Genomic DNA, 15,908 nt, shown 5'->3' on the forward strand with positions numbered 1-15,908 from the left:
CTATGCATATTAATATACCTAATAAATGTGAAAAAAATATGGTATAAATTTGAAAAAATTGTGAACTAGAATTTCTTCCAGGTTCCTTTAAAGAAAAGAAGCATCAGAGGAAAAATTTCCAATCGTCCGGCAAGCATGTCAAAAATTAACACACATTTGGAAAGATAGGAAAAGGAACTGAAGTTCCCCATCGGGCCTACAATTTCCAGACCAGGACCGATATTATTCAATGTTGCGGTGACTGCTGTAAAGTTTGTAATAAGATCAAAATTATCCAGAGAGATAATAAGGACAGAAGCTGCTAAGATCAGGAGATATACACTCAGATAAATGTTTGTAGATCTGATGATATCATGTCCAATCGTTTTTTCATCCATTTTGATTTTTTTGACTGCATTCGGGTGCAGATATAACTGGAATTCTTTTTTGGCTGCTTTACATAGAATCAAAATTCGGGAAACTTTGATTCCGCCACCGGTACTTCCGGCGCATGCACCGACAAACATCAGAAGTACGAGAATCGTTTTGGACAAAGAGGGCCACTGGCTGAAATCTGTGCTGGAAAAACCGGTTGTTGTAATGATAGAACCAACCTGAAAGGCTGCCTGTTGAAATGCTTCACCCAGATTGCGGAACAGATGAGCTGTATTTAATCCGATCACAAGGATTGCAGCGAGAATGATTCCAAAATAATAACGTACTTCTTCAAATTTAAATGCCTGCACAAACTTTTTCGTAAGAAGAAGATAATATGCAGAAAAGTTGACTCCAAAAAGAATCATAAAAATCGTTGTGATAACCTGACAGTAGGTGCTGTAGCTTCCCATACTGTCATTGACGATACCAAATCCACCAGTACCGGCTGTACCAAAAGAAATACACAGGGTATCGAACAGAGGAATTCTGCCAATCAGAAGAAGAATAATCTGGAACAGTGTCATTCCAATATAAATCGTGTAAAGAATTTTGGCGGTCTGCTGAACTTTTGGAACCAGTTTGCCGACGGAAGGACCAGGGCTTTCGGCTTTCATCAGATTCATATGATACCCGCCGGCAAGTGGCAGCAGTGAGAGCAAGAATACAAGAACCCCCATGCCACCGATCCAGTGTGTGAAACTTCTCCATATCAGAATACAATGAGGGAGAACTTCCACATCTGTCAGGATACTGGATCCGGTTGTTGTGAACCCAGATACTGTCTCAAAAAAAGCATCGATTGGATGTGGGATAGCACCGCTGAGGACAAAAGGTACTGCACCGGAAATACAAAGTGCAAACCAGCTCAAAGCTACTGCAACACATCCGTCTTTGGTATAAAAAACTTTGTTCTTAGGTTTTCGGATAGTCAGTGGAAGACCTACGATCAGGCAGACAATCATGGAAATCAGAAAAGCGAAAAATTCATGTTCTTGATAAATGAGAGCCGTGATACATGGAAGAACCATGAACATTGCCTGAAAATTACACACCCATCCAACGATATAAGCAATAATTCGAAAATTCATCTGTATACATCCCTTCTTATGCCAGAATATCGCGGATATCGCGAAGTCCCTTATGGGTTGTGACAATGATCACGTTGTCGCCAATCTGAATGGAATCCTGTCCTCTTGGAATTCTGACAGTCCCCTCACGTGTAAGGCAGCAAACAAGAAGATTGTTTTTCAGATTCAGTTTGGAAAGTGGAATTCCCACAACAGGAGAATTATCACGAATGATAAATTCAAGCGCTTCCGCCTGATTGTCAAGCACATGATAAAGGGTTTCTACGTTACTTCCGATAGTATTCTGCATGGCACGTACATACCGGAGAATAGAATCAGAGGTAATATATTTCGGGTAGATCACACTTCCAATATCCAACTCATCGATAACGTCTTTGTAAGGAAGACGGTTTACTTTGGCAATCAGTTTGGCCTGTGTCATATTTTTTGCAGACAGTGACAGGAAAATGTTTTCCTCGTCCATGTTTGTGAGTGTGACAAAGGATTCTACTGTGGAAAGACCTTCTTCCATGAGAAGTGCGCGGTCTGTACCATCACCGCAGATAATTGTGGCATTTGGAAGCATCTCGCTGAGTTCTTCACAGCGCTCTTTGTTCTTGTCAATGATTTTAACACTGATCTTCAGATCAGAAAGGGCTTTGGCAAGATAATAGGAAATTGTGCCGCCGCCAATGATCAGAGTATTTTTGACTTGATGTGTCTTCAGCCCGATCTTTTTAAAGAAAAGAGCTGTATTTTTGGGTGTTGCGATAATAGAGATAAAATCGCCATTGTGAACCAGATGATCACCGCCCGGGATGCTTAAGGTCGTTTTACTTTCAATGGCACAAAACAGAACATCACAGCGATATTTGTCTGTGATCTGGGAAACTGACATTCCATCCAGTTCAAATTCCGGGAGAACTTTAAACTTGAGAAGTTCTACACGTCCTTTTGAAAATGGATCGATTTTGATGGCTGCCGGAAAACGCAGAAGTCTTGAGATTTCTCTGGCAGTGGCCAGTTCCGGATTGATGATCATGGAAAGACCAAGGCGTTCCTGAATAAAACCAATCTCTTTACTGTAAAGTGGATTGCGTACACGGGCAATGGTCTGACAATGTCCGGCTTTCTGTGCAATCAGACAGCAGAGCAGGTTTAATTCATCAGAAGCGGTGACTGCAATCATGATATCAGCAGTTTTGACGCCGGCTTCCATAAGTGTATTGATGCTGGCTCCATTTCCAACAATTCCCATGGCATCAATATCTTCGGTGAGATTGTTGATAACGTCTGCATCTGTATCGATCAGAGTAAGATCAGTATCTTCTTCCTGTAATTGCTCTGCAAGGGTGCTTCCAACTTTGCCGCATCCGACAATTATAATATGCATGCTTTCCTCCGTAAAAAGAATATAATTATTATAAGTGTTTCCATTATATCACTGTATATGGGATTTTTAAATATTTAAAATAGTTTTTGCAGAAAAATCATGGTATATTAATAAATACAAAAGAAAATATCAGAGATGTATGATAGATACAATTACAGATTGAAAAAAGAAAGGGATTTTTTATGGATACAGTCAGTGAAACTGTCAGTAAAGTAGATGAAGGTCTGCAGGAAATGGGAATTGACGGTGTGAAGGATAGTCTGAAAGATCTGTTGAATTTTAAACAGTATATGGAAAACCAGGTTCCGGCAGTTATGGGCTTTTGTATTAAAGTTGTTCTTTCAGTAATTGTGTTCTTCGTGGGACGAAAAATCATTCAGTGGATATTGAATGTTATGAGACGATCTCTGGAGAGAGCCAATGTGGATGCTGGTGTGATACAGTTTGCTTCTTCTGCCGGGAAAGCGGTTTTGTATGTCCTTCTGATCATCAATATTGCAGTAAGCCTTGGTGTAAAGGAATCTTCTGTAGCGGCATTGCTTGGTACGGCAGGTGTGACGGTTGGTCTGGCACTACAGGGAGGTCTTGCAAATCTGGCAGGAGGAGTTCTTTTGTTGCTTTTTAAACCTTTTGTAGTTGGAGATTATATCATTCAGGATCAGTCAAACGGGTGTGAGGGTACGGTCGCCAAGATTGAGATCTGCTATACAACACTTCTGAGCATTGACAATAAAAAAATTGTGGTACCAAATGGAACACTGTCAAACAGTACGATCATAAATGTAACGGCCAAGGAGAATCGTAAACTTGAGATCAAAGTTGGAATTTCCTATGAGGCAGATATTCAGAAGGCAAAGAGAATCATTGAGAAAATTCTCAGAGAAGATGCAGATACCAAAAGCGACACAAAAGAAATGGTTGTGTTTGTGGACGAGCTTGCAGACAGTGCAGTGATCATGGGCTTGCGTGTCTGGGTGTCGACAGAACGTTACTGGCCAACGAAATGGCGCCTGAATCAGAAGATAAAAGAAGAATTTGATGCTAACGGAATTGTGATTCCATATAACCAGATGGAGGTTTATGTACATCAACAGAAATAGTTGACGATAAATAATATTATAAAAAGAGGTTTACATTTAAGAATATAATTTTTTGAATGTAAACCTCTTTTTATATTAAGTTGACAATTGGAAAGGCCTGTGTTAAATTGTTAAATAGATAACAGATAGAACTGTCATCACGAGGAGGAGAAAAAAATGAGTACAATAGCAGCAACCAGAAGTAAAACTTATGATATTGTGTACATTGCCGTATTTGCAGTTATTATGGCAATCTGTTCCTGGATATCCATTCCGACAGCTGTTCCGTTTACACTGCAGACGTTTGGCGTTTTTGTAGCGGTAGGTGTCCTTGGTGGAAAAAGAGGAACACTTTCCATATTGGTATTTATTCTGCTTGGAGCAATTGGAGTACCGGTATTTGCAGGATTTTCTGGAGGTATTGGTGTTCTTGCTGGAACAACTGGCGGATATATTATTGGTTTTCTGTTTTCTGCCCTTGTTATGTGGGCAATGGAAAAACTTCCGGGTAAGAAATCCGTAATGCAGATTGTGTCCATGATCGTAGGACTGATCGTATGCTATGCTTTTGGTACTGCATGGTTTATGATCGTTTACAGCAGAGCGAATGGTGCCGTTGGTCTTGCAACTGTTCTGGGATGGTGTGTCATTCCATTTATCATTCCGGATATTATTAAAATTGTTCTGGCTTATGGTCTTTCCAGAAAGCTCCGCAAATTTGTAGCATGATCTGTTTAAGACCGCATCATGGAATGTGTCTTGCGTATTTTGAAGGAAAAGGCTACAGTGGCGGATTCACAGTAAATATGCAGAAGATGCTGGAGTTTTTTGAAAAAGGCGCAGATATTGAGCTTACCGTATCCGGAGATGAAATCTGTAAAGAGTGTCCGAATCTGAAAGAGGGAAGTTGCGTGAGTGCCGGTCTGGTGGAAGCCTATGACCGTAAAGTGCTTGAAGCATGCGGACTCAGTGAAAAAGCACAGATGAGATTTCAGGAATTTGTGGAAAATGTGCAGAAAAATGTGATCGAGTCAGGAAAACGGGTGGAAATCTGTGGGAATTGTCAGTGGAATGAGATTTGTGCGAATAAACAGAGCAGATGGAAACGAAACAAATGAAAAATAACAAATGAAAAACACCGCAGACGGATGGAAGTAGTATCTGTTTGCGGTGTTTTTTGGAATATTATTTTGAAGTACGTTCAGCAAAGATTAGTACGATCAGTGCACCAATGAATGCAGAGACTGTTGAGAAGAGCAGCATTGCGTGTACTCCGGCAAGGTCGATGAGTGTTCCGCCAAGAAAAGAACCAAGTACGCTTCCAAGGGTATATGCCATTGTGAAATAGGCCTGCCCCTTGATTGCGTCTTCCGGTTCCATTAGGGCATTTACATAATAAACAGAAGCTGCAGTCATAAGTCCCCATCCGAGCATCTGAAAAATCTGTACGCCGTAAAATATCGGAATACCCGGAGCAAGCAGCGTGCCAAGTGCTTTTATCGTGAAAAAGATCCCGGCAGTTTTTAGCAGAAGGTCACAGCGAAATTTGCGGATGATATAGCCAAAAAGGAAAAGCGTTGGCAATTCGCATATGGCGGCGATTGCTGAGGCTGTTCCCATTTCTGCACTTCCGCCCCCTTTTGCCAGGGCAATCTGAAAATTAAAGTTATTCAGCAGAACATGGCTGAGATAGATAAAGATACATCCGAGCAGTACCAGGGAAAAACGTTTGTATTTCCTGAAAAAAAGTATTGGATTACTGTCTGAGCTGCTTTTGGGAGCATTCGTGGCAGTGCTGTCTGATTTTGCTTTGGAAAATGGAAAAAGAATAAGGATACCAAGAGACAGCAGGGTAAGGACAATTACAGTGATCGGGATGGAAACAGGTCCGGCTTTTACCGTAATGATCCCCAGAATGTAACAGATACAGGCATAAGCGACAGATCCCATTCCACGTGCAAGACCAAAATTGAGAGAATGTCCCTGATTGATGCTTTCCATTCCAAGGGAATTAATAAAAGGAGTCATCAGTTGCAGCAGGGCAATACTGGAACCATAAAGAAGTCCGGTAAGTATGAGAGAATGGGATAAAAATAATCCGATCACAAGGATCAGCTGAAGAAGATACAGCATCTGGATCAGTTTTTTCAGGGAGGGGCTTTGTGGCTGGTCAGCGTAACCTGCAAGGACAGGCTGCAGTACTGCAGACAGAAGTCCTGCTATAGCTGCAAGGATTCCAATCTGAGTATTGGTAAATCCACCGGAAAGAAGAAAAAAACCGGAAAAACTCATGATTGCTGCAAAATACATCCAGTACAGTCCCTGGATGACTGCATAGGAAGGGGTAAGATTTTTGGATTTTGATGGTGACATGATTCTGAACTCCTTTGTTAAAGTACTTCTATTATACATTTAAAAACGTGAATGATAAAGTACAAAATACTTGCAGATTCCTGTTTTTTATCTTAAGATAAAGGACAAAAGAAATGTATGTAAACTAACAGGAGGAAAATAAGATCATGAAGAAAAAAATAGATGTTTTTGAACATATGGGAGAAATTTTGAACGGAGTAAAAAATGGAGTGCTGATTACCGGAAAAGCAGATGGCAGAGTGAACTCTATGACAATTTCCTGGGGAATGGTTGGCGTAGAATGGGGAAAACCAGTTTTTATTACATTTGTCAGAGAAAGTCGTTTTACAAGAAGTCTTCTTGAGAAGAATGGCGAATTTACGGTTAATATTCCACTGGATGACAGTGCAAAAAAAATTCTTGGATACTGTGGGGCAAAATCAGGAAGAGATGTAGATAAAGCGAAAGAAATTGGTCTGACTTACGAAGAACCGGAAACAATTTCTGTCCCGGGAGTAAAAGAACTTCCACTGACACTGGAATGCAAAGTAGTCTATAAACAGACACAGGATACAGAGGCCATGACAGAGGAAAACAGAGAGAAGTTTTACCCACAGAATGTAGAAAGTTCATTTTCAGGTGCAAACAGAGATACACACATTGCATATTACGGAGAAATCGTAGATGCATATGTGATTGAGTAATGCGATAAGAAATGTGCAGCTCCCCGGTGAAGGGAGCTGTTTTTATGGGCAGATATGCGCACCATTCCATATTTATGTCATAAAATATAGAGACATATTATTTGTGACAGAAAGGATTTGCTCATGGAAAATTATCAGATGAACCGTCCATGTGGCCGCCCATATAATGCAACTTGTGGAATGGCAAAAGAGATGATGTCCGGGCAGCAGTGTTCCTGCCGGAATAATTCCAGAAATCAGCCATCCCGCCCTTCGCCATGTCCGTGTCACCTTCCGGATGCCAAAACCAGAGATGCGGAAATGTATACACACATCGATCAGATGGAAGCAGCCATGGCGTATGTTCCCTGCCAGAAATTTACTACGACATATGATCTTGGATATGCGTTGAAGGTCGGAACTGTTTTTCCGCAGCTCTGTAAACCATTTTGTGGAAAGAGAGGTGGGCAGAGATGATGTATCGCAATCAGTGTACTGCAAAAGAAAAATTAATGAACCGTATCAACGAAGTCAGTTTTGCAGTAAATGATGTTCTGCTTTATCTGGATACACATCCATGCTGTGAAGAAGCAATCTCCTTTTATCAGGAGTGTGAACAGGAACGCCAGAAACTGCTGAAAGAATATGCGCAGTGTTATGGCCCACTGACAGTAGATGCTGCACTGGAATCTGGTGGGGATACATGGAAATGGGTGCAGCAGCCATTCCCATGGGAAACGGAAGGAGGGTGCAGATAGTTTATGTGGAATTATGAAAAAAGACTGCAGTATCCGGTAAATATTAAGACTCCAAATGCAAAGATCGCCCAGTTCATCATGAGTCAGTATGGTGGCCCGGATGGCGAGATCGGAGCATCTATGCGTTATCTTTCTCAGCGTTTTACTATGCCAAATCGCATGGCCATGGCAGTGCTGAATGATATTGGCACTGAGGAACTGGCACACCTGGAAATGGTTTCCACGATCGTTCATCAGCTGACAAAAGATCTCTCTATGGAAGAAATTGAAAAAAGTGGTTTTGGGCCATATTATATTGATCACACAGTAGGTGTATGGCCACAGGCAGCCGGTGGAGTTCCTTTCAATGCATGTGAATTCCAGAGTAAAGGTGATCCGATCACAGATTTGTTTGAAGACCTTGCTGCGGAACAGAAAGCCCGGGCAACGTACGATAATATTCTTCGAGTTGTCCGTGACATTCCTGAAATTGCAGATCCGATTCGTTTTTTACGTGCGAGAGAAGTCGTACACTTCCAGCGTTTCGGGGAAGCACTTCGTTCCGTACAGGAACAGCTGGATGCGAAAAACTTCTATGCATTCAATCCAAGCTTTGACTGTCCATGTGAGGCGTCCTGTAAAAATTCATAACAACAAAGAAATATCAAATAAGACCTGGGAGGATTCTTCCGGGTCTTTTAGGGTAAATACAGGATTTTACAATTCCTTTCATCCATGTTATTATGACAACGCATTAAATATGAAAGGAAAACGATCATGGAAGTTCTGACGATTGGGATTTTCTGTGCTTTGCTCATTATATGCATCATAACAGGAAAATCTATATTATATGCTCTTCTGGCAGGTCTGATCATTTTCAGCCTGTATGGAAAAAAACAGGGATATAGCTGGAGACAGATTAGCAGGATGGCATTACAGGGAGCCTGGAAAGTAAAAAATATTCTGCTCACATTTATACTGATCGGAATGCTGACAGCACTTTGGCGACAGGCTGGAACAATTCCTGCAATCATCTGTTATACCGTGCATCTGATAAAACCATCGACATTTTTGCTGATGACATTTCTTCTGAATTGTCTGATCTCAGTCCTGACAGGAACTGCTCTTGGTACGGCAGCTACGATTGGTGTTGTATGTGCAACGATGGCTTCTGCACTTGGAATTCCTTCATGGATGACCGGTGGTGCAATTCTTTCCGGGGTATATTTCGGAGATCGTTGTTCTCCTGTTTCGACAAGTGCACTTCTGGTGGCCGAACTGACGGAGACAGGTATCTATACAAATATAAAAAATATGATCAAAAGTGCATTGGCACCATTTACCATTACCTGTATTCTTTATCTGACTGTCAGCATACAGCTTCATGGAAAAACAGAGATGCCGGATCTTGGACATGCTTTTGGCAGTGAGTTCCGGCTCAGCTGGATTGCATTGCTGCCTGCAGCGGTGATTCTGCTGTTGTCTGTTATGCAGGCAGGGGTGAAGATCGCAATGATCGCAAGTATAGTTACTGCAATTCCTGTCTGTATTGGCCTTCAGAATATGGCATTTACGGAACTTCCTGAACTTCTTCTGAATGGTTTCCATTCTACAGATGTGACGGTAGCGGCAATGCTGAATGGAGGTGGTATCACTTCGATGTTGAAGGTTGGAGCAATCGTATGCATTTCTTCATCTTATTCAGGAATTTTTCAGGCAACAGGAATCCTGAATGGATTTCAGAAAATGGTCTGTTTGCTTGCCGACAGGACAAAACCATATTTTGCAGTGCTTGTCACATCAATCCTGACAAGCGTTATGGCATGTAATCAGACATTGGCAATCATGCTTACAGATCAGCTCTGCAGCAGAACAGAACCGGATAAGCTGCGTTTTGCCAATAATCTGGAGGACAGTGCAGTACTCATAGCACCTTTGGTGCCGTGGTCGATCGCGTGTGCTGTTCCGCTTACAGCAGCAGGTGCACCGGGATACAGCGTCTTATTTGCAGTGTTTTTGTATCTGCTTCCGTTGTGCGATTTAGTGTTAAAAAAATAACTGCCCTATTGTAAATTGACCAAAATAGTGGTATTCTGTAAGAAATTGAATAATAAAAATAACAGGTGCTGATGTTAGATAATCAAATAGCCTTCAGTTAAAAGGGAAACAGGTGTAAGTCCTGTACGATCTCGTCACTGTATACAGGGAATGCAGAATCATGTGTGTATGCACAGTCACTGGGAAACTGGGAAGACGATTCGGGTGTATTGATCTGTAAGTCAGGAAACCTGCCTGCTATTGGTACGGGGATTTTAAATTCCGGATCACGAGTAATTGGTTGTACCATAATCCAGAAACTCTAGCCCGGTGCAGGAGTTTTTTTGTTGGGAAATATAGTATTTCTCCGAAAAATATTTTTTGACCAGGCTTGCTGCCGTACTTTGTTATTCATTTTAATTTTCATGAGAAAACAGGTACAGGAGGAAAAAAACATGAAAAACAAAACTGTAAAAGCACTGGCAATTGCAATGACTGTAGCAACAGTCACAATGATGGGATCTGCAAGCATCTACGCTTCTGATGACACTGCTGAGACAGCAACAGAAGAAACAGCAGATGATGCAGAAACCGCTGATACAGAAGAAGCTTCCGATGATGATCAGAAAGCAGCAGATGAAGTAGCAGCACTGATCGACAAGATCTATGTTCAGGAAAGAACTGATACAACAGATGAAGACTGCAAAGCTGCCAAAGAAGCATGGGATAAACTGACAGACGCTCAGAAGGAACTGGTTGAAGGCGAAGAAGCTGATCCGGATTACTTCGGACGTGACACTGGTGATGCATCCAAAGATGATCCTCGTAACCAGGATGAAATCGGTGAGAATGAACTTCTTGTTGTAAGCTTTGGTACATCCTTCAACGACAGCCGTGCTGAGGATATCAAAGGAATCGAAGACAAACTGCAGGAAGCATATCCGGATTGGTCTGTAAGACGTGCATTTACAGCACAGATCATCATCAACCATGTAGAAGCAAGAGATGATGAAGTGATTGACAATATGCAGCAGGCACTTGACCGTGCAGTTGATAATGGCGTTAAAAATCTTGTTGTTCAGCCTACACATCTGATGCATGGTGCTGAATATGATGAAATGACAGAAGCAATTGATGGATACAAAGATAAATTTGAATCTGTTGCGATCGCAGAGCCAATGCTTGGTGAAGTTGGTGAAGATGCTACAGTAATCAACGATGACAAGAAAGCGGTTGCGCAGGCTATCACAGATGAAGCTTGCAAAGAAGCTGGATATGACAGCATGGAAGCAGCTGCAGAAGATGGCACAGCATTTGTATTCATGGGACATGGTACTTCCCATACAGCAAATGTAACATATGATCAGATGCAGTCACAGATGGATAATCTTGGATTTACAAACGCTTTCATTGGAACTGTAGAAGGTAAGCCAGAAGATACAGAATGCCAGGCTGTTATTGCAAAAGTTAAAGACGCAGGATTCAAGAAAGTTGTTCTTCGTCCGCTGATGGTTGTTGCTGGTGACCATGCAAACAACGATATGGCTGGTGATGATGACGATTCCTGGAAATCTCAGTTCAATGCATCTGGTGCATTTGACAGCGTTGACTGCCAGATCGCAGGTCTTGGAAGAATTGAAGCTGTAGAGGATCTTTACGTAGAGCATACAAAAGCAGCAATTGATTCTCTTGGAACAGCTGATACAGCTGAAGAAACAACAGATGATACTGCAGAAGCAGCAGATGACACAACAGATGGTGCAGAAGAAGTTACAGACGATTCTGCAGCAGAATAATGTAATGTGTAAATAATTTATGCAATAAACGGGACTGCCCGGAAGGCTTGATTGTCTTCCGGGCATTTCCTGTAAAATCAGGAGGATTTATATTATGAAACGTTCAGTGGCAATGATGGCATGCGTATTAAGCGGAGCACTTATGATCAGTGCTTACAGTCCGGTTGTTTTTGCGGAAACAACAGAGAAGACAGAGGATTCCAAAACAGATGAAGCAAAGGATGAATCTGAGAAAAAAGAAGATACTTCAAAAGTAGAAGTTCTTGAAGACGGTACTTACAGTGCAGAATTTGATACCGACAGCTCCATGTTTCATGTAAATGAAGCAAATGACGGTAAGGGAACACTGACAGTCAAAGACGGTAAAATGACGATTCATGTAAGCCTGAATTCAAAGAAGATTGTAAACCTTTTTGTTGGAAAGGCAGATGATGCCCAGAAAGACGGAGCTGAGATTCTTGAGCCGACAACAGATGAAGTAACCTATAGTGATGGATATACCGAAGAAGTTTATGGATTTGACATTCCGGTTCCTGCCATTGACGAAGAATTTGACGTTGCTCTGATCGGAAAGAAGAACAAATGGTACGATCATAAAGTAAAAGTAACAAATCCTCAGAAAGAAGCCGATGCTGAAGCTTCTGATACAAAAGAAACTGATGCAAAAAAAGTAACTGCTGAAGATCTGAAACTGGAAGACGGAGACTATACAGCAGAAGTAAAAATGGAAGGTGGTTCTGGTAAAGCAAGCGTTACCAGTCCGACTGGATTTACAGTTAAGGATGGCAAAGTGACCGCTTCTGTAGAATGGAGCAGTCCGTACTATGACTATATGCTGATTGGTGATGAAAAATACGAACCAGTTAATAAGGATGGTAATTCTGTGTTTGAAATACCAGTCGATGGATTTGATTATCCAATGGAAGTTGTAGCAGATACAGTTGCGATGAGTACTCCTCATGAGATTGAATATACTTTACAGTTTGATTCTGCAAGTATCAAAGAGGCTGAAAAATAAAGATGAAAAAAAAGTTACGCATGTTTTTATGTGCGGCACTGACCGCATCTATGATGGCGACTGCACCTGCTTTGGTTCAGGCGGCTGAAGAAAAAGAGACAACAGAAACAACAGAAAGCAATGCTGTCAGACAGGATCTGGCTGGCTTAAAATATGATCACAGTCTGGAACTTCAGTATGCAGATCAGTTTTCAGTAGATTATTATGAAGATGGTTATGCACTTATCACAATTGCAGGAGATGGGCAGTTTCTTCTTGTTCCGGAAGGAAAAGAAGCTCCGGAAGGCCTTGACAGTGATATTGCAGTTATTAAACAGCCACTTGATAATATCTATCTTGTGGCAACATCGGCAATGGATCTTTTCTGTGCATTGGACGGGCTGGACAGTATCAGTCTTTCAGGAACCAATGCTGACGGATGGTATATCGACGAGGCTAAGAAAGCACTGGAAGATGGAAGTATTTCTTTTGCTGGTAAGTACAGTGCACCGGATTACGAACTGATTTTGTCTAAAAATTGTGATCTGGCGATTGAGTCTACAATGATCTACCATAAACCGGAAGTAAAAGAAAAGCTTGAGCAGTTCGGGATCCCGGTTCTGGTAGAGCATTCAAGTTACGAAAGTCATCCGCTTGGCCGTACTGAGTGGTTGAAGCTATATGGGGTTCTTCTTGGAAAAGAAGAACTTGCAGACAAACTTTTTCAGGAACAGGTTGATAAATTGAAAGCAATAGAGGACAGTGAATCTACCGGAAAGACAGTGGCTTTCTTCTATATCAATTCAGTAGGGGCTGCCAATGTTCGTAAGTCAGGAGATTATGTATCCAAGATGATCGAACTCGCCGGTGGAAAATATATTTTCAGTGACCTTGGAGCGGAGGATGATAACTCTCTTTCCACAATGAATATGCAGATGGAAGAGTTTTATGCCGGAGCTAAGGATGCGGATTATATCATCTACAATAGTACGATCGATGGTGAACTGACAGATATCAGCCAGATGCTGGAGAAGAGTTCTCTGCTTGCTGATTTTAAAGCAGTTAAGGATGGAAATGTCTGGTGTACCAATCAGAATCTGTTTCAGGAGACAATGGAACTTGGAACAATGATCGAAGATATTCATACCATGCTGACCTCAGATGATCCAAATCTGGATACACTGACTTACATGCATAAATTAAAATGATGAGAGGAAGTAACATGCGGAAGAAATTGCATTTCAGATACTGGCTGTCTTTTATAATACTGATAGTGCTTCTGCTGGTCTTTATATTCTGGAATATCAATTCAGGAAGTATTTCTATTTCACTGAATGATATATTTCAGATACTGTTCCACAAAAACGGAGATGAAACTGCTTACAATATTGTCTGGGAGATAAGACTGCCACGAATACTGGCGGCAGTGATTCTTGGAGGAGCGCTTTCAGTATCAGGGTTTCTTCTGCAGACATTTTTTGGAAACCCGATCGCAGGTCCTTTTGTACTTGGTATTTCATCAGGTGCAAAACTGATCGTGGCACTGACAATGATCTATCTGCTGGGAAAATCTATGGTAGCTACTTCAGGTCTGATGATACTGGCTGCGTTTACCGGATCTCTGATATCCATGGGATTTGTGCTTTTGATCTCACGAAAGGTAAAGCAGATGTCCATGCTTGTTGTAAGTGGTATTATGATTGGATATATCTGTTCTGCGATAACAGATTTTGTGGTTACTTTTGCAGATGATTCCAATATTGTAAATCTTCATAACTGGTCACTGGGAAGCTTTTCCGGAACAAGCTGGGATAATGTTTCTGTGATGGCAGTTGTGGTGTTTGCTGCACTTTTTCTTACATTTTTAATGTCCAAGCCGATCAGTGCATATCAGCTTGGCGAGGGCTATGCACAGAATATGGGAGTAAATATCAAAGCATTTCGTATTGCACTGATACTGCTTTCCAGTATTCTGTCAGCCTGCGTGACCGCTTTTGCCGGTCCGATCTCCTTTGTTGGAATTGCGGTACCACATCTTATAAAAAGTCTTATGAAAACATCCAAGCCGCTTCTGGTGATCCCGGGATGTTTTCTTGGAGGCGCTGTATTCTGTCTCTTCTGTGACCTGATCGCAAGAACTGCTTTTGCACCGACAGAACTCAGTATCAGTTCTGTTACTGCAGTATTTGGAGCTCCGGTTGTGATTTATATTATGATTCGAAGAAAGAGGATGGCCTGATGGGAGAATATTTTGTTCATTCTGAACAGATGACAGTAGGATACGATGGAAAGCCACTGATCCGTGATATTGAAATTCGATTGAACCGGGGAGAAATCCTGACTCTGATCGGACCGAACGGTGCAGGAAAATCAACAATATTGAAGAGCCTTACCAGACAGCTAAAACTGGTAGGAGGAACTGTGTATCTGGATCAGAAACTGATGAGTCAGATGTCAGGTAAGGAAGTTGCACAGAAGCTGGCCGTTGTAACGACGGAGAGAATAAGACCAGAGCTTATGACATGTGAGGATATTGTTGCAACAGGACGATATCCGTATACAGGTACGCTGGGAATCTTATCGGAGGGTGACTGGGAAAAGGTACATAAGGCAATGGAAATGGTCCATGCACTGGATTTTAAGGACAGAGATTTTACCGAGATCAGTGATGGACAGCGACAGAGGATTCTGCTGGCCAGAGCAATCTGCCAGGAACCAGAAGTGATTGTTCTAGATGAGCCGACTTCCTTTTTGGATATTCGTCATAAACTGGAACTTCTTTCTATATTAAAGAAGATGGTTCTGGAACATCACACAGCTGTGTTGATGTCGCTTCATGAACTTGATCTGGCTCAGAAAATATCAGATTATGTGATCTGTGTCCATGGTGACCGGATCGAAAAATACGGTACACCGGAGGAGATTTTTACATCCGAATATATCCATCATCTTTATGGAATTACAACGGGAAGCTATAATGCTTCTTTTGGATGTCTGGAAATGGGCGCTCCGGCAGGTAAACCACAGGTATTTGTCATTGGTGGAAATGGCAGAGGAATTCCGGTATATCGAAAATTGCAGAGAGCGGGTATTCCATTTATTGCAGGTGTGATCCACAGTAATGATCTGGACTATGATGTTGCAAAAGCACTGGCAGCAGAGGTGATCAGTGAAGAACCATTCGAGGCTGTTACAGAAGAACATCTGGAAAAAGCAGAGAAAATGATGGATGATTGTGCAGAAGTCATTTGCTGTGTGGATAAGTTTGGTACAATGAATGCGGCTAATCGGAGACTTGTGGAAAAAGCCAAAAGAGATGGAAAATTAAAAACAGAATAGATATGAAATAT

16 protein-coding genes and 1 riboswitch are annotated in these 15,908 nt (G+C 41.6%); of the genes, 13 read left to right on the top strand and 3 right to left on the bottom strand.

The features are described from left to right. Positions 1-65 precede the first annotated feature (65 nt). Together LI112_RS06165 and trkA are read right to left on the bottom strand one after the other, a co-directional pair. A complete protein-coding gene (locus tag LI112_RS06165; protein ID WP_227190355.1) occupies positions 66-1,505 on the bottom strand; it encodes a TrkH family potassium uptake protein in 1,440 nt (479 codons plus the stop codon). 16 nt (positions 1,506-1,521) lie between these two features. After that, positions 1,522-2,877, bottom strand: coding sequence for a Trk system potassium transporter TrkA (trkA, locus tag LI112_RS06170; protein WP_227190356.1), 1,356 nt, complete (start codon positions 2,875-2,877; stop codon positions 1,522-1,524). A 182-nt stretch (positions 2,878-3,059) separates the two neighbouring features. Between trkA and LI112_RS06175 the strand changes: the two genes are divergently transcribed. The 3 genes from LI112_RS06175 to LI112_RS06185 all read left to right on the top strand — a co-directional run bounded on the left by LI112_RS06175 (position 3,060) and on the right by LI112_RS06185 (position 5,074). Next, complete coding sequence (locus tag LI112_RS06175; RefSeq protein WP_005427193.1) at positions 3,060-3,977, top strand: mechanosensitive ion channel family protein; 918 nt, start codon at positions 3,060-3,062, stop codon at positions 3,975-3,977. Positions 3,978-4,133: 156 nt separating this feature from the next. Continuing rightward, a complete protein-coding gene (locus LI112_RS06180; protein ID WP_005427192.1) occupies positions 4,134-4,685 on the top strand; it encodes a biotin transporter BioY in 552 nt (183 codons plus the stop codon). After that, positions 4,682-5,074, top strand: a complete 393-nt coding sequence (locus LI112_RS06185; RefSeq protein ID WP_227190357.1) for a DUF1284 domain-containing protein — start codon at positions 4,682-4,684, stop codon at positions 5,072-5,074. The genes LI112_RS06180 and LI112_RS06185 overlap by 4 nt, the downstream gene beginning before the upstream one ends. Positions 5,075-5,141: 67 nt before the next feature. Here LI112_RS06185 and LI112_RS06190 read toward each other — a convergent pair whose 3' ends face one another. Then, positions 5,142-6,329 carry an MFS transporter gene (locus tag LI112_RS06190; RefSeq protein WP_227190358.1) on the bottom strand — a complete coding sequence of 396 codons (1,188 nt, stop codon included), beginning with the start codon at positions 6,327-6,329 and terminating at the stop codon, positions 5,142-5,144. A gap of 146 nt (positions 6,330-6,475) precedes the next feature. On the opposite strand from LI112_RS06190, the gene LI112_RS06195 reads away from it, so the two are divergent. The 10 genes from LI112_RS06195 (at position 6,476) to LI112_RS06240 (ending at position 15,897) form a co-directional block, all read left to right on the top strand. Continuing rightward, entirely contained in the window at positions 6,476-7,012 is a 537-nt protein-coding gene (locus LI112_RS06195) for a flavin reductase family protein (protein WP_005427184.1), read from the top strand. A gap of 123 nt (positions 7,013-7,135) precedes the next feature. Beyond that, entirely contained in the window at positions 7,136-7,468 is a 333-nt protein-coding gene (locus tag LI112_RS06200) for a spore coat associated protein CotJA (protein WP_022389031.1), read from the top strand. After that, a complete protein-coding gene (locus LI112_RS06205) occupies positions 7,465-7,749 on the top strand; it encodes a spore coat protein CotJB (protein WP_005427180.1) in 285 nt (94 codons plus the stop codon). Before LI112_RS06200 ends, LI112_RS06205 begins: the two co-directional genes overlap by 4 nt. A 3-nt stretch (positions 7,750-7,752) precedes the next feature. Then, positions 7,753-8,379, top strand: a complete 627-nt coding sequence (locus LI112_RS06210; RefSeq protein WP_055066365.1) for a manganese catalase family protein — start codon at positions 7,753-7,755, stop codon at positions 8,377-8,379. Positions 8,380-8,505: 126 nt separating this feature from the next. After that, positions 8,506-9,786 (top strand): Na+/H+ antiporter NhaC family protein, encoded by a 1,281-nt coding sequence (locus LI112_RS06215; protein WP_227190359.1) that lies wholly within the window; start codon positions 8,506-8,508, stop codon positions 9,784-9,786. Between the two features lie 46 nt (positions 9,787-9,832). Further along, positions 9,833-10,039, top strand: a riboswitch (cobalamin riboswitch). A gap of 181 nt (positions 10,040-10,220) precedes the next feature. Beyond that, complete coding sequence (locus LI112_RS06220) at positions 10,221-11,561, top strand: sirohydrochlorin cobaltochelatase (protein WP_227190360.1); 1,341 nt, start codon at positions 10,221-10,223, stop codon at positions 11,559-11,561. A gap of 94 nt (positions 11,562-11,655) precedes the next feature. Next, positions 11,656-12,579 carry a hypothetical protein gene (locus LI112_RS06225; RefSeq protein WP_117739425.1) on the top strand — a complete coding sequence of 308 codons (924 nt, stop codon included), beginning with the start codon at positions 11,656-11,658 and terminating at the stop codon, positions 12,577-12,579. Between the two features lie 2 nt (positions 12,580-12,581). Further along, the gene (locus LI112_RS06230) at positions 12,582-13,766 is read left to right on the top strand and encodes an ABC transporter substrate-binding protein (RefSeq protein ID WP_227190361.1); all 1,185 of its coding nucleotides are present in this window, start codon (positions 12,582-12,584) and stop codon (positions 13,764-13,766) included. Positions 13,767-13,780: 14 nt separating this feature from the next. Beyond that, on the top strand, positions 13,781-14,797 hold the full coding sequence (locus tag LI112_RS06235) for an iron ABC transporter permease (protein WP_055066362.1): 1,017 nt from the start codon (positions 13,781-13,783) through the stop codon (positions 14,795-14,797). Then, on the top strand, positions 14,797-15,897 hold the full coding sequence (locus tag LI112_RS06240; protein WP_022389056.1) for an ABC transporter ATP-binding protein: 1,101 nt from the start codon (positions 14,797-14,799) through the stop codon (positions 15,895-15,897). The genes LI112_RS06235 and LI112_RS06240 overlap by 1 nt, the downstream gene beginning before the upstream one ends. Positions 15,898-15,908 lie beyond the last annotated feature (11 nt).

Source organism: Blautia sp. 210820-DFI.6.14, assembly GCF_020558815.1.
GTDB lineage: Bacteria > Bacillota > Clostridia > Lachnospirales > Lachnospiraceae > Blautia_A > Blautia_A obeum.